The sequence below is a fragment of the Clavibacter davisi genome (genome assembly GCF_052751415.1).
Genome location: NZ_CP199882.1, coordinates 2243748 through 2264943, shown reverse-complemented (window position 1 = coordinate 2264943; position 21196 = coordinate 2243748). Strand labels below are relative to the sequence as shown.

Annotated in this window: 20 protein-coding genes; 17 read left to right on the top strand and 3 right to left on the bottom strand. The window is 71.9% G+C overall.

Annotated elements, in window-relative coordinates:
• Positions 1 to 245: 245 nt before the first annotated feature.
• Complete coding sequence (locus ACU4ZT_RS10690; protein WP_270981120.1) at positions 246 to 2519, top strand: polyribonucleotide nucleotidyltransferase; 2274 nt, start codon at positions 246 to 248, stop codon at positions 2517 to 2519.
• 102 nt (positions 2520 to 2621) lie between these two features.
• Here the strand turns inward: ACU4ZT_RS10690 and ACU4ZT_RS10685 are convergent, their stop codons facing one another.
• Together ACU4ZT_RS10685 and ACU4ZT_RS10680 are read right to left on the bottom strand one after the other, a co-directional pair.
• Positions 2622 to 2999, bottom strand: a complete 378-nt coding sequence (locus ACU4ZT_RS10685) for a hypothetical protein (protein ID WP_063070554.1) — start codon at positions 2997 to 2999, stop codon at positions 2622 to 2624.
• A gap of 15 nt (positions 3000 to 3014) precedes the next feature.
• Complete coding sequence (locus tag ACU4ZT_RS10680; RefSeq protein WP_063070553.1) at positions 3015 to 3545, bottom strand: YbhB/YbcL family Raf kinase inhibitor-like protein; 531 nt, start codon at positions 3543 to 3545, stop codon at positions 3015 to 3017.
• A gap of 487 nt (positions 3546 to 4032) precedes the next feature.
• On the opposite strand from ACU4ZT_RS10680, the gene ACU4ZT_RS10675 reads away from it, so the two are divergent.
• The 7 genes from ACU4ZT_RS10675 (at position 4033) to ACU4ZT_RS10645 (ending at position 10177) form a co-directional block, all read left to right on the top strand.
• A complete protein-coding gene (locus ACU4ZT_RS10675; RefSeq protein WP_414748944.1) occupies positions 4033 to 5169 on the top strand; it encodes an aldo/keto reductase in 1137 nt (378 codons plus the stop codon).
• A gap of 292 nt (positions 5170 to 5461) precedes the next feature.
• A complete protein-coding gene (locus tag ACU4ZT_RS10670) occupies positions 5462 to 5881 on the top strand; it encodes a hypothetical protein (RefSeq protein ID WP_445337141.1) in 420 nt (139 codons plus the stop codon).
• A 407-nt stretch (positions 5882 to 6288) separates the two neighbouring features.
• A complete protein-coding gene (locus ACU4ZT_RS10665; RefSeq protein ID WP_445337140.1) occupies positions 6289 to 6768 on the top strand; it encodes a PKD domain-containing protein in 480 nt (159 codons plus the stop codon).
• A gap of 67 nt (positions 6769 to 6835) precedes the next feature.
• Positions 6836 to 8191, top strand: a complete 1356-nt coding sequence (locus tag ACU4ZT_RS10660; RefSeq protein ID WP_270981127.1) for a M16 family metallopeptidase — start codon at positions 6836 to 6838, stop codon at positions 8189 to 8191.
• Between the two features lie 8 nt (positions 8192 to 8199).
• Positions 8200 to 8802: a histidine phosphatase family protein gene (locus ACU4ZT_RS10655; protein ID WP_063070550.1), complete on the top strand. Its 603-nt coding sequence runs from the start codon at positions 8200 to 8202 to the stop codon at positions 8800 to 8802.
• Positions 8803 to 8891: 89 nt separating this feature from the next.
• Entirely contained in the window at positions 8892 to 9725 is an 834-nt protein-coding gene (dapB, locus tag ACU4ZT_RS10650; protein WP_063070549.1) for a 4-hydroxy-tetrahydrodipicolinate reductase, read from the top strand.
• Positions 9725 to 10177: a hypothetical protein gene (locus ACU4ZT_RS10645; protein WP_270981130.1), complete on the top strand. Its 453-nt coding sequence runs from the start codon at positions 9725 to 9727 to the stop codon at positions 10175 to 10177. Before dapB ends, ACU4ZT_RS10645 begins: the two co-directional genes overlap by 1 nt.
• Positions 10178 to 10205: 28 nt before the next feature.
• Here ACU4ZT_RS10645 and ACU4ZT_RS10640 read toward each other — a convergent pair whose 3' ends face one another.
• Entirely contained in the window at positions 10206 to 11126 is a 921-nt protein-coding gene (locus ACU4ZT_RS10640) for a TIGR01777 family oxidoreductase (protein WP_414748942.1), read from the bottom strand.
• Positions 11127 to 11303: 177 nt separating this feature from the next.
• Between ACU4ZT_RS10640 and thyX the strand changes: the two genes are divergently transcribed.
• The 9 genes from thyX (at position 11304) to recA (ending at position 21196) form a co-directional block, all read left to right on the top strand.
• The gene (gene thyX, locus ACU4ZT_RS10635; protein ID WP_270981162.1) at positions 11304 to 12053 is read left to right on the top strand and encodes an FAD-dependent thymidylate synthase; all 750 of its coding nucleotides are present in this window, start codon (positions 11304 to 11306) and stop codon (positions 12051 to 12053) included.
• A 33-nt stretch (positions 12054 to 12086) separates the two neighbouring features.
• The gene (gene dapA, locus ACU4ZT_RS10630) at positions 12087 to 13070 is read left to right on the top strand and encodes a 4-hydroxy-tetrahydrodipicolinate synthase (protein ID WP_063070546.1); all 984 of its coding nucleotides are present in this window, start codon (positions 12087 to 12089) and stop codon (positions 13068 to 13070) included.
• Positions 13071 to 13128: 58 nt separating this feature from the next.
• Positions 13129 to 14805 carry a ribonuclease J gene (locus tag ACU4ZT_RS10625; RefSeq protein WP_414748941.1) on the top strand — a complete coding sequence of 559 codons (1677 nt, stop codon included), beginning with the start codon at positions 13129 to 13131 and terminating at the stop codon, positions 14803 to 14805.
• Positions 14806 to 15036: 231 nt separating this feature from the next.
• Positions 15037 to 17883, top strand: a complete 2847-nt coding sequence (locus ACU4ZT_RS10620) for an FtsK/SpoIIIE family DNA translocase (protein WP_063070544.1) — start codon at positions 15037 to 15039, stop codon at positions 17881 to 17883.
• Between the two features lie 3 nt (positions 17884 to 17886).
• A complete protein-coding gene (gene pgsA, locus ACU4ZT_RS10615; RefSeq protein WP_063070543.1) occupies positions 17887 to 18510 on the top strand; it encodes a CDP-diacylglycerol--glycerol-3-phosphate 3-phosphatidyltransferase in 624 nt (207 codons plus the stop codon).
• Positions 18507 to 19046 carry a CinA family protein gene (locus tag ACU4ZT_RS10610; RefSeq protein ID WP_081234803.1) on the top strand — a complete coding sequence of 180 codons (540 nt, stop codon included), beginning with the start codon at positions 18507 to 18509 and terminating at the stop codon, positions 19044 to 19046. The genes pgsA and ACU4ZT_RS10610 overlap by 4 nt, the downstream gene beginning before the upstream one ends.
• 139 nt (positions 19047 to 19185) lie before the next feature.
• Entirely contained in the window at positions 19186 to 19494 is a 309-nt protein-coding gene (locus ACU4ZT_RS10605) for a helix-turn-helix domain-containing protein (protein WP_012298599.1), read from the top strand.
• A gap of 124 nt (positions 19495 to 19618) precedes the next feature.
• On the top strand, positions 19619 to 19843 hold the full coding sequence (locus tag ACU4ZT_RS10600; RefSeq protein WP_063070542.1) for a DUF3046 domain-containing protein: 225 nt from the start codon (positions 19619 to 19621) through the stop codon (positions 19841 to 19843).
• Positions 19844 to 20110: 267 nt separating this feature from the next.
• Positions 20111 to 21196, top strand: coding sequence for a recombinase RecA (gene recA, locus ACU4ZT_RS10595; protein ID WP_445337139.1), 1086 nt, complete (start codon positions 20111 to 20113; stop codon positions 21194 to 21196).

Sequence of the window (21196 nt, the reverse complement as noted above, 5' to 3'; positions counted from 1 at the left end):
GTGGTGGTATTCCGAGTCGCTCGGAGCATTCCCACTGATGGCCAGACATGCGCCCGCCGCCGTCGGCCACCGGCCGACGAGCGGAACCAGCCGCGCACGTGCACCCGGGACCCGCATCAGGCGGACCCCGACGTGTCGCCTCGCCCGCTCCTCCTCTGTCGTAGGAGGTCCGCATCCACACGGGATGCAGGACGAGCGCCCGACGGGCGTCGCCGAGAGGCGCAACACGAAGGAGAGAGACCTCAATGGAAGGTCCAGAGATCAAGTTCGCCGAGGCAGTCCTCGACAACGGCAAGTACGGAACGCGCACGGTCCGGTTCGAGGCCGGCCGCCTCGCGCAGCAGGCGCAGGGCGCGGTCGCCGCGTACCTCGACGAGGACACCATGCTGCTGTCCGCCACCTCGGTGGGCAAGCACCCGAAGGACAACTTCGACTTCTTCCCCCTGACCATCGACGTCGAGGAGCGCAGCTACGCCGCGGGCAAGATCCCCGGCTCGTTCTTCCGCCGCGAGGGCCGCCCCTCCACCGAGGCGATCCTCGTCTGCCGCCTCATCGACCGGCCGCTGCGCCCGTCGTTCATCACGGGCCTCCGCAACGAGGTCCAGGTCGTCATCACCGTCCTCAGCATCGCGCCGGACGAGTTCTACGACAGCCTCGCCATCAACGCGGCGAGCGCCTCGAGCATGCTCTCGGGCATCCCGTTCTCCGGCCCCATCGCGGGTGTGCGCCTCGCGCTCATCGGCGACCAGTGGGTCGCCTTCCCGAAGCACTCGCAGCTCAAGGAGGCCGTCTTCGACATCACCGTCGCCGGCCGCGTCGTCACCGACTCCGAGGGCAACGAGGACGTCGCGATCATGATGGTCGAGGCCGAGGCCACCGAGGGCTCCTGGGACCTCATCCAGGCAGGCGCCACGAAGCCCGACGAGGCCGTCGTCGCGCAGGGCCTCGAGGCCGCGAAGCCGTTCATCCAGCAGCTCGTCGCCGCGCAGGCCTCGCTCGCGCAGCAGGCCGCGAAGCCCACGGTCGACTACCCCGTCTTCCTGCCGTACGCGCAGGAGACCTACGACGCGGTCAGCGAGCTCGCGCTCTCCGACCTCGGCGGCGTGTACCAGATCGCCGACAAGATCGAGCGCCAGGACGCCGACGACGCCCTCAAGACCCGCACCAAGGAGGCCGTGGCCGCCAAGGTCGAGGCCGGCGAGCTGCCCCAGTCGGCGCTCACCGAGTTCTCCGCGGCGTACAAGTCCGTCACGAAGACGGTCGTCCGCGGCCGGATCCTCCGCGACGGCATCCGCATGGACGGCCGCGGCCTCGCCGACATCCGTCCGCTCGACGCCGAGGTGCAGGTCATCCCGCGCGTCCACGGCTCGGCCATCTTCCAGCGCGGCGAGACCCAGATCCTGGGCGTCACCACGCTGAACATGCTGAAGATGGAGCAGCAGATCGACTCGCTGTCGCCCATCACGAAGAAGCGCTACCTGCACCACTACAACTTCCCGCCCTACGGCACCGGCGACACCGGTCGCGTGGGCTCGCCGAAGCGCCGCGAGATCGGGCACGGCTTCCTCGCCGAGCGCGCGCTCGTCCCCGTCCTGCCGAGCCGCGAGGAGTTCCCCTACGCGATCCGCCAGGTGTCCGAGGCCCTCGGGTCCAATGGCTCCACGTCGATGGGCTCCGTCTGCGCCTCGACCCTGTCGCTGCTGAACGCGGGTGTGCCGCTGCGCGCGCCCGTCGCGGGCATCGCCATGGGCCTCGTCTCCGACACCGTCGACGGCCAGGTGCGCTACGCGGCCCTGACCGACATCCTCGGTGCGGAGGACGCGCTCGGCGACATGGACTTCAAGGTCGCCGGCACGTCGGAGTTCGTCACGGCCATCCAGCTCGACACGAAGCTCGACGGCATCCCCACGTCGGTCCTCGACGGCGCGCTCAAGCAGGCGAAGGAGGCCCGCACGGCCATCCTCGGCGTGCTGAACCAGGCCATCGACGCCCCCGACGAGATGGCCCCGACCGCGCCCCGCGTGATCTCGGTCAACATCCCCGTCGACAAGATCGGCGAGCTGATCGGCCCGAAGGGCAAGACGATCAACGCCATCCAGGACGAGACCGGCGCCGACATCTCCATCGAGGAGGACGGCACCGTCTACATCGGCGCCGTCGACGGCCCGTCGGCGGAGGCCGCGCGTGCGCAGGTCAACGCCATCGCGAACCCGACGAACCCCGAGGTCGGCGAGTCCTTCCTCGGCACCGTCGTCAAGATCGCGACGTTCGGCGCGTTCGTCTCGCTGCTCCCCGGCAAGGACGGCCTGCTGCACATCAGCGAGGTCCGCAAGCTCGCCGGCGGCAAGCGCGTCGAGAACGTCGAGGACGTGCTCGGCGTCGGCCAGAAGATCCTGGTGGAGATCACCAAGATCGACGACCGCGGCAAGCTCTCGCTCGCTCCCGTGCTGGAGGAGGCCGCCGATCAGGAGGGCCGCGACGCCGCCAGCCACGGCACCGACGAGCCGGCAGAGGGCTAGTCCCCGACGCACGCTGAACGAAGCGGATGCCCGTCCCACCTCGGTGGGGCGGGCATCCGTCGTCTCCGGTCGCCGCCGATCGGGCGGTGGCGGCCGAGATGCTCACTTGCCGTCGTTCGGGTCGCCCGGGTAGGGCACGGAGGGCGCCGGGCCGACCGAGAAGGATGGCTCCGGTTCCGGGCTCGTGCTCCCGGGCGGGCTGGGGGCCAGCGCCGGATCCGGGGTCGGGGCGCCCGGGGGATCCGCGGTCGGCACGGTCGTGCCCCCGCCCGGATCCGTGCCCTCGCCCGGTGACGTGCTCGGCGCGACCGTGGCGGGGACGGGCGAGCCCGGTCCTCCACCGCTCCACGCGATCGCGACGGCGGCGACGATCGCGGCGACCACGACGAGCACCGCCGCGAGCGCGATCAGCACGCGCGTGCGGGGCCGGACGGGACGGGCGTCGTCGCCCGAACCCGCGCCCTCGGCGTCCCCGGTCACGTCCGCCTCGTCCGCTCAGTCCGCGACGGTGATGGCGGTGCCCACGAGCTGGGCCCGGCCGACGACGTGCGGGAGCATCAGGAAGCCGAGGACCGCGGGGGTCGCGCCCTCGGGCACGTCCAGCGACTCCACGTCCAGGGCCGTCACGGTGAAGAAGTAGCGGTGCGTGCCGTGGCCCTCGGGAGGAGTCGCCCCCGCGAACCGCTTCTCGCGCGACTCGTTGTGGATGGTGATCGCCCCCTCGGGCAGGAGGCCCGCGTCCGGGTCGCCCGCGCCCTCGGGGAGCGACGTCGTCGACGCGGGGATGTCCTTGACGGCCCAGTGCCAGTAGCCGCTGCCGGTGGGGGCGTCGGGGTCGTAGCACGTGACGACGTAGCTCCGCGTCTCGGACGCCGCGCCCGTCCAGGCGAGGGCGGGGGAGCGGTCCGCGCCGCCCTGCGAGGCGCCGCGCGCGGCGAGCGGCAGAGGCGCCCCGTCGGCGAAGCCGGGGCTGGTGAGGTGGAAGGGGGCGGCATCCGGCAGGCGGTGCAGCGGGTCGTTGGTCATGGGGGTCCTCTCGGTGGTCCTGACCCGACCAGCCTCGCACGGTGGCATCGTCGTCGGTCGGGATCCGCCCCAGGACCGGCATCGCCCTCGGGACGCGAGCGCGGTCCCGCAGCGGGGCACGGGGGACGGGCGATGCGAGGGTCGGAAGTCCGGGAGAGATGACGAGCAGCCTGGCAGGCCCCCGAAGAGGGGCTGGGTCGCGTCGCCGGGGGCTCGCTAGCGTTGTCGATGCGGGATCGGCCGAGGAGCCACCCGCCTCCGGGGGACGCATCGGGGGATGCAGGCCGCCGAGGGGTGCCGGGATCGGGGGATCCACGGCACCCCTTCCGGTCGGCCGCACCTCGGGGCCGTGCGCCCCGACCGCGTGCGACGTCCCGCCGGTCCGCACGAGGCGGTCATGGTCGGAGCGTGTCCACGGGGCGAAGGCACGTCACCCCGATCCGTTGGTACGCAAACCTTTCGCCTGCTGGGCGGTACGATCGGGAGCGTGACGTCGTCCCCTCCCACCTCCCCGACGGTCGCGCCCGGTTCGATCCCGCGACGCCGGGGTAGCGCCGCGACGGGCGGACGAGGCAGCGCGTCGACGGAGCAGGCGACGACGTCGTCGACCCTCGCCGACACGACCGTCCAGGCCGCGGGCGCCCTCGTCCTCGAGGCCGTCGCCGAGCCGGGCCTCCTGGCCGGCGGCAGCATCCCGCATCCCGCGCGGCGTCGCGCGATCGGCGACACCGACCTCCGCGTCTTCCCCCTCGCCCTCGGCGGCAACGTCTTCGGCTGGACCGCGGGCGCCGAGGACACGGCAGCCATCCTCGACCGCTACCAGGAGGCCGGCGGCAACTTCCTCGACACCGCCGACTCCTACGCCAGCGGCCGCAGCGAGCACATGATCGGTTCGTGGATGCGCGAGCGGCGCAACCGCGACTCGATGGTCGTCGCCACCAAGATCGGCAAGAGCGAGGACTTCCCGGGCCTCGGCTCCTCCCGCATCGAGCGCGCCGTGGACGCGAGCCTGTCCCGGCTCGGCACCGACACGATCGACCTCCTCTACTTCCACTGGGACGACCTCGACGTGCCGCTCGAGGAGAGCCTCTCCGCCGCCGGGCGCCTCATCGCGTCCGGCAAGGTGCGCTACCTCGCGGCGTCGAACTACGCGGCGGAGCGGCTGCTGCACGCGCGCATCCTGGGCGGGCTGTACGACGCGCCCCGATTCGTCGCGCTGCAGACCCACTACAACCTCGTCAACCGGGCGCCCTACGAGTCGGACTACCTCGATGTCGTGCGCGGCCAGCAGCTCTCCGTGATGCCCTACTTCGCGCTCGCGAACGGCTTCCTCACCGGCAAGTACCGCACGCGGGACTCCGTGCGCGAGGGCGCGCGGGGGCAGCGGGCGGCGAAGTACCTCAACCGGCGCGGGCTGCGCGTTCTCGCGGCGCTCGACGAGATCGCGGAGCAGCATTCCACGAGCGTCGCGACGGTCGCGCTGGCATGGCTGCTGGCGAAGCCCGGCGTCGTCGCGCCGGTGGCGAGCGCGAGCCGGCCGGAGCAGGTGCACGACCTGGTCCACGCGGCGCATGTGCAGCTGTCGCGGCACGACGTCACACGTCTCGACCGCGCCTCGGAGTAGTCCGCTCACAGGCGCGGGCCTCGTCCACCGTCCCCGGGATGTGGATCGAGCCGCGTCCCGTCATGCCCGCCCGGCTACCTTTCCCCCACCGCGACGCCGACGCCCTCCGCGTCCATGTCCGCGCGCGGCATCCGACGCCCCGGGGGAGACGACCTTGCACGAACGACCGAGCGATGCGCCGCGCCGACGCCGAGCTGCCGCTTCCGCCCTCCTAGTGGCATTGTCCGCAGCAGGCCTCGGCGGGTGCGCTCCGATGGTGGCCCCGGCGCCGACGCCCGCGCCGGCGCCGTCGATGACGCAGGAGCAGCAGGACGATGCGGCGTTCCAGGACCTCTTCACTCGCTATAGCCATCTTGATCCCAATACGACTTCGGATGAGGAACTTACTCAACTATTGACAGGTGATGTGCTCAGTAGCGAGAGAAAGTACATAAGCCAAGCGCGCAACTCGGGGGAGACCACGGATGGCCTTTCGACCATCTCGGCTTTTGAGGTAACGGATCGTGGCGTTGACGCGCAGAAAATGGAGTACTTGACGGCCCAGCTCTGTCTTGATGTGAGCGGAACTCGCATTCTTGACAAAGATGGCAAGGACATCACACCTAGCCGAGACTCTAGGCTGTCGCTTCAAGCCAAATCAATCAGGGCAGAAGACCGAACATGGCGGATAAGTAATATTGTCCGAAATGAGGACGTCCACGCATGCGAGTGATGTCCGCGCCATTGGTAATTCTTATACCCTTGGCTCTTCTGGGAAGTCAGATATTGGTCGCGCAGTCTGCGACTGCTGTTGGGGATGATTGTCAGATTGAGTCAGGAGAACGGGGTGCGTGCACCTCGGGAGCTATTGCGGGTGGATCTGTTGACCTGAAGGCGCGAAGAGTTGATGTGCCCATTGTCGAAACTTCACGTTCAAGCCCCGACGCAGCGCCGTCTAATCCGACCCGTGGCCCCGAGCTAGCACCCCCGGTACCCCGCGGGCGCCTCGCCGCCGACACGGACACGCCCTGCACGCCGGGCGCCGGGTCGTGCGCAGACGGGCACCATGTATTCCTGCCGCCCGCCCAGGCGCCCGCGAAGCCGGCCGACCCGGCTCCCGCAGCGCCCGCGGCACCGGGCGTGACGCTCGACGACGTCGCCGGCTTCGTGCCGCGCGACGCGTCCATCCGGTCGCAGCCCAACGGCTGGGCGCTCGTCGGATCGCCCGTGAACCTGCTCACCGACGCCGGAGCGCAGGTCGTGAGCGGGACGCTCCTCGGGCGGCCGGCGCAGGTGCGGTTCGTGCCCTTGTCCTTCACCTGGGATCACGGCGACGGGACGACCACCACCGTGCAGGGTCCCGGGGCCTCATGGCGGGATCTCCGCCAGCAGGAGTTCACGACCACACCCACCAGCCACGTATACGGGCGGATGGGGGACCGGCGGGTCTCGCTCACCATCGCGTACTCGCCGTCCTACCGCTTCGACGGCGGGGCGTGGCAGCAGATCCCGGGCACCCTGCCGGTCACCGTCGGGCCGGTCACGATCCACGTGCTGCAGGGGTCCACTGTCCTGGTCGGCGGCGCGTGCGGGGCGCGGGACGCCGGGCCCGGATGCTGATCCACGCGCGGCGGCGGCCCCCGCGGCCACCGATCCGGCGTCAGACCCGTGGCGTAGGGTGACGATGATGTCGCGCCCCGTAGAACTCCCCCTCGACCAGCCCGAGCTCACCATCCGCGCGGCGGGCGGGTCACTGGTCCGACGCAGCGTCCTCCCGTCCGGCGTCCGCATCCTCAGCGAGGACGTCCCCGGCAGCAGCAGCGCCACCATCGGCATGTGGGTGGCCGTGGGCTCGCGCGACGAACAGCCGGGAGACCTCGGGTCCACCCACTTCCTCGAGCACCTCCTCTTCAAGGGCACGGCGTCGCGGTCGGCGCTCGACATCGCCGTGGCGTTCGACGCGGTCGGCGGCGAGCACAACGCGGTCACGGCCAAGGAGTACACCTGCTACTACGCCAAGGTCCGGGATCGCGACCTCGGCATGGCCGTCGACGTGCTGGCCGACATGGTCACCTCGAGCCTCATCGACGCCGAGGAGTTCGAGACCGAGCGCGGGGTCATCCTCGAGGAGCTCGCCATGGCGGACGACGACCCGGGCGACGTCACGAGCGAGCGCTTCTTCGAGGCCGTCCTCGGGGATCACCCGCTCGGCCGTCCCATCGGCGGAAGCCCCGAGGACATCGAGGCGGCCGAGCGCGACGCGGTCGTGGCGCACTACCGACGCAACTACCGCCCGCAGGACCTCGTCGTCACCGCCGCCGGCGCCGTCGACCACGACGCCCTCGTCGCGCGGGTCACGGCCGGCCTCGAGCGCGCGGGCTGGGACCTCTCCGTCCAGGCCGCCCCCGTCGCCCGTCGCACGGGAGCCGCGCCGACCATCACCCGCGGCAGCGAGCTGGTCGTGGTCGACCGTCCCATCGAGCAGACCAACATCCTGCTCGGCGTCCCGGGCCTCGCGGCGTCCGACGGCCGCCGGCCGGCCCTCGCCATGCTGAACAGCGTGCTCGGCGGCGGCATGTCGTCGCGCCTCTTCCAGGAGGTGCGCGAGAAGCGCGGCCTCGCGTACTCCGTCTACTCGTTCGGCGCCTCGTACTCCGACGCCGGGGTCTTCGGGCTCTACGCCGGATGCACGGCCGCCAAGACCGCGCAGGTCTCGCGCCTCATGCTCGACGAGTTCCGCCGCCTCGCCGACGAGCACGTGACCGACGAGGAGCTGACCCGCGCGTTCGGTCAGCTCTCCGGCCAGTCCGCGCTCGCGCTCGAGGACTCGGACACGCGCATGTCGCGACTCGGCCGATCCGAGATCACCACCGGCGAGTTCGTCGACCTCGACGAGACGCTGGTGCGGCTGTCCCGCGTCACCGCGGAGGACGTGCGCGCCCTCGCCGCCGATCTCGCGTCCCGTCCGCTGTCCATCGCCGCCGTGGGCACCGTCGGTGCCGACGCGTTCGCCCCGCTGCTCGCGACCCCCTCGCTCCTCTAGGAGGAACCGTGTCCCACTACATCTACCTCGTCCGCCACGGCGAGCAGCAGGACGCCGAGCACGGCCTCCCCGACGGTCCGCTCTCCGGACGCGGCAAGCGCCAGGCGCACTGCATCGCGGATCGCCTGAGCGGCGTGCCGTTCACGTCGGTCCGGCACTCGCCGCTGGCCCGCGCGGAGGAGACGGCCGCCATCATGGCGGAGCGGATGCCCGCCATGGAGCCCGAGCCGTCGTCGCTCCTGTTCGACTGCATCCCCTCCGGCCCGGTGCCCGACATGCCGCACGCCTTCGAGTCGTTCTTCGGCGGGATCACCGAGGAGGAGATCGACGCGGGCAGCGCCCAGATGGCCGACGCGGTGAGCGAGTTCCTCGCGCCCGCGCGCGGCGACCGGCACGACCTGCTCATCACGCACAACTTCGTCATCGCGTGGTTCGTGCGGCACGTGTTCGACGCGCCAGAGTGGCGCTGGATGGGCATCAACCAGGCCAACTGCGGCCTCACCATCATCCGCGTGCGCTCGGCGAAGCCGCCCGTGCTCGTCGTGCACAACGACCTCGGCCACCTGCCGGTCGAGCTGCGCACGGGCCTGCCGGAGCAGCAGCCCTACTAGCGGCACGGCGCTGCTTCCTCGCGGATCGCCATCCCGAGGGAGGGCGCCGGCCCGGGCGCCCGCGGCGGCGGCCCCGGTACGCTGGCCGGATGACAACCACGGTCGCCGTCGTCGGCGCAACGGGACGCATGGGCCAGCTGATCACGCAGATCGTCGAGGCGAGCGAGGAGTTCGAGCTCGTCGCCAGCCTCCGCTCGACGGACGAGCTGTCGGACATGCTCGGCGCCGACATCGCGGTCGACGTCACGCTCCCCGCGGTCAGCCAGGGCGTCGTCGAGTACGCGATCGCGCACGGCATGAACGTGCTCGTGGGCACGAGCGGCTGGACGGCCGAGCGCATCCAGGGCCTCGAGCGCCGCATCACCGGCAACCTCGCCGTGGGCGTCATCATCATCCCCAACTTCTCCATCGGCAGCGTGCTCGCGACCTCGTTCGCGCAGATGGCCGCCCGGTTCTACGACTCGATCGAGATCGTCGAGGGACATCGTTCCAGCAAGATCGACTCGCCGTCCGGCACGGCGGTGCGCACCGCGGAGCTCATGTCCCAGGCCCGCGGCGATCGGGGCCCGGTGCAGGCGCCGCACACGGATCAGCGCGCGCGCGGCCAGCAGGTCGCCAGCATCCCGGTGCACAGCCTCCGGATGCAGGGCATCGTCGCCAAGCAGGACGTGCTGTTCGGCGGCAACGGCGAGGTCCTCACAATCAGCCACGACACGCTCGCCCCGAGCGCCTACGAGGCCGGCATCCTGCTCGCGCTCCGTGCCACCCGCAGCGCGCGCGGCGTGAGCGTCGGGCTCGACCGCCTCATCGACCTGGACGGCTCGCGCGAGCGCGCGGCCCGCGCCGCCGACGCCGCGTCCACGACCGGACCGGTGGACGACGGCGGCCCGAGCGGCCAGGCCGCCACCGTCACGAGCTCCTGATGGGCACGCGCATCGGCGTCGGCCTCATGGCCGTGCTCATGGTGCTGTACCTCGCGGTCGCCGGTCAGTTCGCCGTCCTGCTCGTGCTGTCGGGCCAGCCCGTCGGCATCCTGCTCGGGATCGGCCTCGTGCTGCTGTCGCTCGTCGGTGCGTGGGCGCTGGTGCGCGAGCTGGCGTTCGGGGTGCGCAGCGGCAGGCTCGCGCGGATCCTCGAGGAGGAGGGCGGCCTGCCGGTCGACGACCTGCCGACGCGCGCGAGCGGTCGGCCCCTGCGCGACGCGGCCGACGCGTCGTTCCCCGTCTACCAGGCCGAGGTCGAGGACGCGCCCTCGAGCTGGCGGGCCTGGTTCCGTCTCGGGCTCGCCTACGACGCGAGCGGCGACCGCCGTCGCGCCCGCGGCGCGATCCGGCGCGCGATCTCGCTGCACGGCACGCGCGAACCCGCCGCCTGAGCCGTGGGCGCCGGGCGGGCCGTCCCGGCTAGCCCTTCGCGAGCAGCCGGTCGATCGCGAGCTCGACGGTCGGGTCCCGGAAGACGAAGCCGTCGGCGAGCAGCTTCTCCGGGCGGGCCGGCTGGCTGCTGAGCAGCAGCTCCTGGCCCGCGTCCCGCAGCGCCAGCCGGATGAGGGCCTCGGGCGCGGGGACGAGGTAGGGGCGGTGCATCCGCTTCGCGAGGTGGCGCATGAGCCGGTCGGCCATCACGGGCTCGGGCCCGGTGAGGTTCACCGGTCCGGAGACCGACGACGTCAGCAGGTGCACGATGGCGGCGGCCTCGTCGCGCAGGGAGATCCACGGCCACACCTGCCCGCCGGTGCCCAGCTTGCCGGCGAGCCCGAGGTTCGTGAGCAGCCGGAGCGGCGCGAGCGCGCCGGCCTGGGCCAGCACGAGGCCGGTGCGCAGGGTCGCGACGCGCACGCCGGCGGGCGCCTCGTGCGCCTCCGCCTCCCACGCCTCCACGACCTCCGCGAGGAAGCCGGCGCCGCGCGGCGAGTCCTCGGTGAGCCGCTGCTGCGGGCGGTCGCCGTAGAAGCCGACGGCGGATCCGTTCAGCAGCACCGCGGGCGGCGTCGCGGCGGCGGACATGGCGCCGACGATGGTGCGCGTCGCCTGCACACGGGACGAGCGGATCTCCTCCTGGTACGGCTTCGTCCACGGCAGACGGCTGATCGACGCGCCCGAGAGGTTGACGACGGCGTCCACCCCGTCGAGCGCGGCGGGATCGAGCCGCCCCTCGGCGGGCTGCCACTCGCGCTCGTCGGGGGAGGAGGGCGCGTGGCGGACGAGCTTCCGGACCCGGTGGCCCGCGTCGTGGAGCTGCGCCTGCAGCTCGGTGCCGATGGTGCCGCCGGCGCCCGAGATGAGGACGGTGAGCGGGGCGGGGGATGCGGTGCTGTCGGCCATGGTGGCGCCCTTCGTCGGTGCCCCACAGCCTAGGACGCGCCACCGCCCGCGGGCCGGGCGCAGGGCGTGCGCGGCTCGTCGACGGAGGTGCGCGCGCGGCCCTCCCAGCCGGCGTCCCGCGTGACGGCGGTCGCGTACAGTGACGTCGTGCCCCACGACATCGCCTTCAGATCCGACATGACCGTGGAGCTCGTCCGCTCCAGCGCCCACGACTCCGACGTGATCTTCGCGGCCCGCGTCTCCACCGCCGGCGAGAAGACCCTCGAGCGCGCGCTCGACGAGCCCGACGGCCAGGACCGCGCCCTCGAGGGCGACGTCGACACCGAGGCCGAGGAGAAGCGCGTCAAGCGCGACCGCGGCCTCATCAACTACCTCATGCGCGACCGCCACGGCTCCCCGTTCGAGCACAACTCGATGACCTTCTACGTGCAGGCGCCGATCTTCGTGTTCCGCGAGTTCATGCGCCACCGCATGGCCTCGTACAACGAGGAGTCGGGCCGCTACAAGGAGCTCGACGCGGTGTTCTACGTGCCCGGCCCCGAGCGCAACCTCGTGCAGGTCGGCAAGCCCGGCGCCTACGAGTTCCACGCGGGCACCCCCGAGCAGACCCAGCTGGTGCAGGCGGAGACGCGACGCACCTCGGAGGAGGCGTACGCCTCGTACCAGCGGATGCTCGAGCAGGGCGTGGCCCGCGAGGTCGCCCGCATCGTGCTCCCGCTCAACATCTACTCGTCGATGTACGTGACCCTCAACGCCCGCGCGCTGATGAACTTCCTGTCGCTGCGCACCAAGCACGAGGACTCGACGTTCCCGAGCTTCCCGCAGCGCGAGATCGAGATGTGCGCGGAGAAGATGGAGACCGAGTTCGAGCGCCTCATGCCCCTCACGCACGCGGCCTTCCAGAAGAACGGCCGGGTCGCGCCGTAGCGCACCGGAGCGGCCCGCCCGCCGACCGTTACCATGGGAGCCGTGTCGTCTGAGAATCCCTTCGGTCAGGTCCTGGTGGCGCTCGTCACCCCCTTCACGGCCGACGGCGAGGTGGACTGGCCGGGCGTCGAGAAGCACATCGACGACGTCATCACCGCGGGCGCGGACGGCATCGTCGTCACCGGCACCACCGGCGAGACGAGCACGCTGACCGACCCGGAGAAGATCAAGCTCGTCGAGGTCGGCCGCTCCGTGAGCGCGGGCCGGGCGAAGATCATCACGGGCGGCGGCTCGAACGAGACCGCGCACGCCATGCAGCTCGCGCGGCAGAGCGAGAAGGCCGGCGCCGACGGCAACATGATCGTCACGCCGTACTACAACAAGCCCACGCAGGCGGGCGTGCTCACGCACTTCCGGATGATCGCGGACGCCACGGACCTGCCGGTCATCCTCTACGACATCCCCGGCCGCACGGGCATCCCCATCCAGTACGAGACCATCCTCCGCGCCGCCAAGCACCCGAACATCCTCGCGGTGAAGGACGCCAAGGGCGACCTCGCGCAGGCGAGCCGCGTGCTCAACCAGACGAGCCTCATGTACTTCGCGGGCGACGACGCCAACGCGCTGCCGACGCTCGCGATCGGCGGCACGGGCCTCATCGGCGTCACCGCGAACATCACGGCCACGCCGTACCGCACCATGGTCGACGCGGTGAACGCGGGCGACCTGAGCGCCGCCACGCATGCGCACCAGCAGCTCGAGCCGCTCGTCCGCGCCGTCATGACGCACGTGCCCGGCACGGTCGCGGCGAAGTACATCCTCCACGGCCTCGGCCGCATCGGCAGCCCGCGCGTGCGCCTGCCCCTCGTGGGACCGGAGGAGTGGGAGGCCGCGCAGATCGAGGACGAGATCGACCTCGTCCGCGACGTCCCCGGCGTCGACTTCCGCAACTTCCGCCCCGACCGCAACGCCGCCGCCGGTGGTGCCCTGCCGCAGGTCGCCGGCACCACGCGCTGAGCCGCGCCCGAGCTTCCCGTCGCCGGCCGTCGCGCCGCACCGCCACCAGAGGAGACCCATGGCCCAGGCCGTCTACGATCCGCCCGAGCTGAAGCCCGGCATCCTCCGCATCACCCCGATCGGCGGCCTCGGCGAGATCGGCCGGAACATGACCACGTTCGAGATCGACGGCAAGATCCTCGTCGTCGACTGCGGCGTGCTCTTCCCCGAGGAGCACCAGCCGGGCGTCGACCTGATCCTCCCCGACTTCTCCTCCATCGCGGACCGCCTCGACGACGTGGTCGGCATCGTCCTCACCCACGGCCACGAGGACCACATCGGCGCGGTCCCGTACCTGCTGAGGCTCAAGCGGGACATCCCGCTGATCGGCTCCGGCCTCACGCTCGCGCTCATCGAGGCGAAGCTCAAGGAGCACCGGATCACGCCGTACACGTTCCAGGTGAAGGAGGGCGACCGCGAGCGCCTGGGCCCGTTCGAGCTCGAGTTCGTGGCCGTCAACCACTCCATCCCGGATGCGCTCGCCGTCGCCATCACGACCTCGGCCGGCCGGGTGCTGCACACGGGCGACTTCAAGATGGACCAGCTGCCGCTCGACGGCCGGATCACCGACCTGCGCGCCTTCGCGCGCCTGGGGGAGGCCGGCATCGACCTCTTCATGTCCGACTCGACGAACGCCGACGTGCCGGGCTTCACCCCCACGGAGCGCTCCATCGGGCCGGTGCTCGAGGCCGTCATCTCGAAGGCGCCGCGTCGGGTCATCGTCGCGAGCTTCTCGAGCCACGTGCACCGGGTGCAGCAGGTGCTCGACGCGGCGGCCGCGAACGGGCGCCGCGTCGCGTTCATCGGCCGCTCGATGATCCGGAACATGACCATCGCCGCCGAGCTCGGCTACCTCCGGGTGCCGGACGGCATCCTCATCGACGCGAAGAAGGCGGTGGCCCTGCGCGACGACGAGATCGTCTACATGAGCACCGGGTCGCAGGGCGAGCCGATGGCCGTGCTCAGCCGCATGGCGAACCTCGAGCACCAGATCGAGATCGGGCAGGACGACACGGTCATCCTCGCGTCGAGCCTCATCCCGGGCAACGAGAACGCGGTGTACCGCGTGATCAACGGGCTGACCAAGCTGGGCGCGAAGGTCGTGCACAAGGCCAACGCGAAGGTCCACGTCTCGGGCCACGCGGCCGCCGGGGAGCTGCTCTACTGCTACAACATCCTCCGGCCCCGGAACGTCCTGCCGGTGCACGGCGAGTACCGGCACCTGGTCGCGAACCAGCAGCTGGCCATCCAGACGGGCGTGCCGGAGCGCAACACGTTCCTCGCGGAGGACGGCACCGTCCTCGACATGAAGGAGGGGCACGTGCGCGTCACGGGCCAGCTGGACGTCGGGTACGTCTACGTCGACGGGTCCACGGTGGGCGAGATCACCGACGCCGACCTCAAGGACCGCCGCATCCTCTCCGAGGAGGGCTTCGTCACGATCTTCGTGGTGGTCGAGCCGCAGACCGGCAAGGCCATCGTCGGCCCGGAGATCGAGGCGCGCGGGTTCGCCGAGGACAGCCGCGTGTTCGACAGCGTCAAGCCGCTCGTCGTCCGGGCGCTCGCGGAGGCGGCGGCCAACGGCACGCGCGACACGCACGCGTACTCGCAGGTCGTCCGCCGCACGGTCGGCCGCTGGGTCAACTCGTCGCACCGCCGCCGCCCGATGATCATCCCGGTGGTCATCGAGGCGTAGGGCGGCGCACGGGGCGGGCGTCGCGGAGCCCCGCCTCCGCCGCTCTCGGCGGCCCCCGGGGACGGGGCGCCGCGCTCCTCATGGGCGCCGTGGCGGGCCCGCTCCCCGCCCGGGTCGCGGTGCGCGTGCCCGTCGTGGACGCGATCCGCTGCCGATGCCCGCCCGGGCGGCACGCGTCCCGCCCGGCCAGGCGTCCCCTCGGCGACGGCGGCGCGGGATAACGTGGGTCGCATGGCTACGAGCACCAGGTCGACCAGCCGCGCCGGGAAGACCTCCTCGGGCGCGCCGCGCGCCACGCCCCCGCGGAAGGGGCGCGCCACCGAGACGAAGCAGCAGACCGTGGCCTACCCCGTGCAGCCCGAGGGGCGCGGCCCCCTCGTCGCCGTGTGGATGGGCCTCGCCCACGCCACGGGCGCGCTCTTCCGGGCCCTCGGCCCCGAGAAGCTCGCGAAGGAGGAGCGCCGCGACGGCATCCCCTTCCTCCTCGTGGTGCTCGCGATCGCCGGCGTCGTCGTCGAGTGGTTCAACCCCCTCAACGACGTGGCCATGGCCTTCGACGCGTACACGTTCGGCGGCCTCTTCGGCCGGGTCGCGTTCGCGCTGCCCATCGTGATGGTGCTCCTCGCCCTCTGGCTCTTCCGGCACCCGGCGTCCGTCAGCGACAACGGACGCATCGGCATCGGCGTCTCGCTCTTCCTGGTCTCGATCGCCGCGCTGTGCCACATCCTCACCGGCGCCCCGGATCCCCGCGACGGCATGCTCGCGCTGGCCCGGGCCGGCGGCGTCCTCGGCTGGGTGCTCGCGGCCCCGCTGTCGCTGCTCATCACGCCGATCGGCGCGGGCATCGTGGCAGGGATCCTGCTCCTGCTCTCCCTCTTCATCATCACGCGCACGCCGCCGAACCGCGTGGGTGCGCGACTCCGCGAGCTCTACTCCTACCTCTTCGGCGCCCCGCCGGTGGACGAGGAGCAGCGCGCCGCCGACCGCGCCGCCCGCAAGGCGCAGGCGACGGAGCAGGTCGAGCTCGAGGGGCTCGACGACGAGGGGCCGGTCGACACCGACAGCCTCCCGTGGTGGCGCCGCAACCGCAGCCAGCGCGAGGACGCGCCCGCGTTCGACAGCCCGGTGCTCGCGCCGCACGCCGGATCCGACGACGTCGTCGAGAGAACCGCCGCGGAGGCCCCCACCACGGTCATCGACCGCACGGTGGATCCCGACGCCTCCCGCCCCGAGCCCGGTGCCTTCGCCGGCGACGAGGCCGCGACCCGCCGCATCGACCTCGACGCGCCCGTCGACGCGACGGCGACCGCGATCCTGCCGTCCATCCCGGTGCACCCCACCGGCATCCGCGACGACGACGAGCCCGCCGTCCTGCCCGGCTTCGAGGACGACGGCTCCGACGCGGGCGTCGTCTCGGGGGAGTCCGACGCGCCGCAGGCGCCGTACCGCCTCCCCGCGGCTAGCACCCTCTCGCCCGGCACGCCCGCGAAGTCCCGCTCGTCGGTCAACGACGAGGTGGTGCGCGCGCTCACCGAGGTGCTCACGAACTTCCAGGTCGACGCCACCGTCACCGGCTTCTCGCGCGGCCCGACGGTCACGCGCTACGAGCTCGAGCTCGCGCCCGGCGTCAAGGTCGAGCGCGTCACGGCGCTGGCCAAGAACATCAGCTACGCGGTCGCGTCCAACGAGGTCCGCATCCTCTCGCCCATCCCGGGCCGCAGCGCCATCGGCGTCGAGATCCCGAACACCGACCGCGAGATCGTCTCCCTCGGCGACGTGCTCCGCTCGTCCGCGGCCACGAACAGCGCGCACCCGATGACCATCGGCGTCGGCAAGGACGTCGAGGGCGGCTACGTCATCGCCAACCTCGCGAAGATGCCCCACCTCCTGGTCGCGGGTTCCACGGGTTCCGGCAAGTCGAGCTTCGTCAACTCGATGATCACCTCGCTCCTCATGCGGGCGAAGCCGAGCGACGTGCGCATGGTCCTCATCGACCCGAAGCGCGTGGAGCTCACCATCTACGCGGGCGTGCCGCACCTCATCACGCCCATCATCACCAACCCGAAGAAGGCGGCCGAGGCGCTGCAGTGGGTGGTGAAGGAGATGGACATGAGGTACGACGACCTCGCCAGCTTCGGCTTCCGCCACATCGACGACTTCAACAAGGCCGTCACGAGCGGCTCCATCGTGCTCCCCGAGGGCAGCGAGCGGACGCTGCGCCCGTACCCCTACCTCCTCGTGGTGGTCGACGAGCTCGCCGATCTCATGATGGTCGCGCCGCGCGACGTCGAGGACTCGATCGTCCGCATCACCCAGCTCGCGCGCGCCGCCGGCATCCACCTCGTGCTCGCGACGCAGCGCCCGTCGGTCGACGTGGTCACCGGCCTCATCAAGGCCAACGTGCCGTCGCGCCTCGCGTTCGCGGTGTCGAGCATGACCGACTCCCGCGTGATCCTCGACCAGCCCGGCGCCGACAAGCTCATCGGCCAGGGCGACGGCCTCTTCCTCCCCATGGGCGCCAACAAGGCGGTCCGCGTGCAGGGCGCGTGGGTGCAGGAGGCCGAGATCGCGAAGGTCGTCGAGCACGTCACGCGCCAGGCCCGGCCCGAGTACCGCCAGGACGTCGCGGTCGCCGCCGAGAAGAAGGAGATCGACGCGGACATCGGCGACGACCTCGAGGTGCTCCTCGCGGCCGCCGAGCTCGTCGTCAGCACGCAGTTCGGATCCACGTCGATGCTCCAGCGGAAGCTGCGCGTCGGGTTCGCCAAGGCCGGCCGCCTCATGGACCTCCTCGAGGCCCGCGAGATCGTCGGCCCGTCCGAGGGCTCCAAGGCGCGCGACGTCCTCGTCTCCGCGGAGCAGCTGCCGGGCGTCCTCGCGACGCTGCGGGGGGAGACGCCCGCGGCACCCGCGACCGCCGCCCCGGCAGCCGCGCCCGGCCCCGCGGCCGCCGCTCCCGCCGAGACGGACGACGGGAACCGCTACCCGTCGGATCCGCTGCACAAGGACCTCGACGCGTACGAGCAGGTGGAGGCCGAGGGCGACGACGACGCCTGGGGCCTCACGGGCAGGGACTGACCGGTGGCCGATCGCATCGCATCGGGTGCTGCCGGGGCACCGCGTGTCTGGCGCGCGGGCGACTCCCCGGCGAGCCCCTGGAACGTCGCCAACATCCTCACGATCGTGCGGATCCTGCTGGCCCCCGTCTTCGTCGTCCTCCTCGCGGCCGACGACGGATCCGACGGCCCGCTGCGGTACGCCGCCGCGGCGCTCTTCATCGTGGCCATCGCGACCGACGGCGTCGACGGGCACATCGCCCGCAGCCGGAACCTCGTGACCGACCTGGGCAAGCTCCTCGACCCCATCGCCGACAAGGTGCTCACGGGCGCCGCCCTCGTGATGCTGTCCGTGCTCGGCGAGCTCCCGTGGTGGGTCACCATCGTGATCCTCGTGCGCGAGCTCGGCATCACGGCCTACCGCTTCGCCGTGCTGCGGGACCGCGTCGTCGCGGCGTCCCGCGGCGGCAAGCTGAAGACCGTCGCGCAGGCCGTGGCCATCAGCGTCGCGCTCCTGCCGCTGTGGGACGTCGTGGGGGGCGGCATGCACGTCGTGAACACGGTGCTCATGTCCATCGCCCTCGTCCTCACGGTGCTCTCCGGGCTCGACTACATGCGGCAGGCGCTGCGGGCGGAGCGCGCCTCGTGAGCGGCGCGTTCGGCGTCGCGGACTCCGCGGATGCCACGGACGAGGACCTCGCCGCGCGCGTGATCGCAGCGCTGGTCGCGAGCGGGCGCCGTCTCGCCGTGGCCGAGTCGCTCACCGGAGGGCTCCTCACCGCCGCCCTCGTGGGCGTCCCCGGCGCCTCGCGGGCGCTGACCGGCGGCATCGTCTCCTACGACACCGCGCTCAAGCGCACGCTGCTCGGCGTCGAGGCGTCGATCCTCGCGGTGCACGGCGCCGTGCACCCCGACGTCGCCCGGCAGATGGCGCGCGGCGTGCGTGAGGCCTGCGAGGTCGACGGGCGCCCCGCCGACGTCGGGGTCGCCACCACCGGGGCGGCCGGTCCCGATCCGCAGGACGGCCAGGCTCCCGGCACGGCCTTCGTCGGGCTCTCCCTCGACGGCGACTCCCGCGCCATCGCCCTGCACCTCGACGGTGACCGCCAGCAGGTCCGTGCGAGCGTGGTCCACGAGGCGCTCCGGGCCCTCGCCGACGCGCTCGGATCCGGTGGGAACATCTGATGGCCGGCCCGCGTTGCCGTAAGCAGGTTCACAAGCAACGCCCAGTGCCCCTGCTTAGCCTGGGTCCTCGGCCAGATGCTCGCGCATCAGCCCCGGACCTCCGGTTCGATCAGGCACCAGGCGCAACGAGGAGGGTCCCGTGGTTCTAGTCCGTCAGGAGATCGGCGACGTCCTTCGGGACTTCCGCCTGCAGAAGGGGCGCACGCTCCGCCAGGTCGCCAGCAAGGCCAGCGTCGCGCTCGGCTACCTCAGCGAGGTCGAGCGGGGCCAGAAGGAGGCGTCGAGCGAGATCCTCGCCTCCGTCGCCGACGCGCTCGACACGCCCATCTCGGTCATCATGCGCGAGGTCGGCGACCGTCTCGCCGTCATCGAGGGCCTCAACCCCATCCCGGACACGATCCCCGACGACCTGGTCGCCGGCTTCGACAGCGACCTCGTCGCGCGCTGAGTCTCGCAGCTCTCCCCACCTCCCGCCCCGCCCGTCATCGTGACGGGCGGGGCGTCGTCGTCCGGTGGCCCGCTCGACGCGGTCGCCGCGCGGACGGTCGGAGAGCAGCGGGTAGCGTGAGGGCATGCGACTGAGCGAGTTCCAGCGGGCCGTGGCCGACGAGTTCGGCGCCGGCTACGGACCGGTGCTCGTCGCCGACCTCGTGCTCGGGGAGCTCGGCGGACGCACGTGCGCGCAGGCCCTGAAGGACGGCACCCCCGCACGCGAGGCGTGGCTCGCGCTCTGTCGCGCGCAGGACGTCCCGCGGTCGCGGTGGAACGGCGCCGGCGTGCCCGAACCTCGCTCCTGAGCGGTTCCGGCCCGGCGTGCCGGGGACGACGCCTCGCGACACGCGGCGCGTCGTTCGAATATCCCTTCGAACGCGCGTACTCTCCCCACAGGAGCGAATCGAAGCGCGGACTGCACAGGTCAGGCGCCTCCGGCAGCGATGTCGGCGGGGCCGCATAACGTGCACCTCGCGGAGATCACCCGTCGCCTTGTCGGCACCGGATCCCGCAGCCCGCGGCATCGGAGCGACAGCCTGCAGGCAACCCACCTTCGACACGAGGAGCACCCCATGGCATCATCCGCAGATCGCGAGAAGTCTCTCGAGACCGCGCTCGCCCAGATCGACCGTCAGTTCGGCAAGGGCTCGGTCATGCGCCTGGGCAGCGACGAGCGCGCGCCCGTCGCCGTCATCCCCACGGGCTCCGTCGCGCTGGACGTGGCGCTCGGCATCGGCGGGCTCCCGCGTGGCCGCATCGTCGAGATCTACGGTCCGGAGTCCTCGGGAAAGACCACGCTCACCCTGCACGCCATCGCCAACGCCCAGCGCGCCGGCGGCATCGCGGCCTTCATCGACGCGGAGCACGCGCTCGACCCGGAGTACGCCAAGAAGCTCGGCGTCGACATCGACGCCCTCCTCGTCTCCCAGCCCGACACGGGCGAGCAGGCCCTCGAGATCGCCGACATGCTCGTGCGCTCGGGGTCCATCGACCTCGTCGTCATCGACTCCGTGGCGGCGCTCGTTCCGCGCGCCGAGATCGAGGGCGAGATGGGCGACTCGCACGTCGGTCTCCAGGCCCGGCTCATGTCCCAGGCGCTCCGCAAGCTCACCGGTGGGCTCAACCAGACGCAGACCACCATGATCTTCATCAACCAGCTCCGCGAGAAGATCGGCGTGTTCTTCGGCAGCCCGGAGACCACCGCGGGCGGCAAGGCGCTGAAGTTCTACGCGTCGGTGCGACTCGACATCCGCCGCATCGAGACCCTGAAGGACGGCACGGACGCGGTCGGCAACCGCACCCGCGTCAAGGTCGTGAAGAACAAGATGGCGCCGCCCTTCAAGCAGGCGGAGTTCGACATCCTGTACGGCACGGGCATCTCCCGTGAGGGCAGCCTCATCGACTTCGGCGTCGAGCACGAGATCGTCCGCAAGTCGGGCGCCTGGTACACCTACGACGGCGACCAGCTCGGCCAGGGCAAGGAGAACTCGCGCAAGCACCTCCTCAACAACCCGGAGATCGCCGGCGAGATCGAGCAGAAGATCAAGGTCAAGCTCGGCCTCGTGAAGGACCCGAACGCCGTGGAGGCCGCGGCCGACGCGGCACCGGCGCCCGTCGCCGCCGTGGCGCCCAAGGCGTCCGCCCGCAAGAGCGCCTGA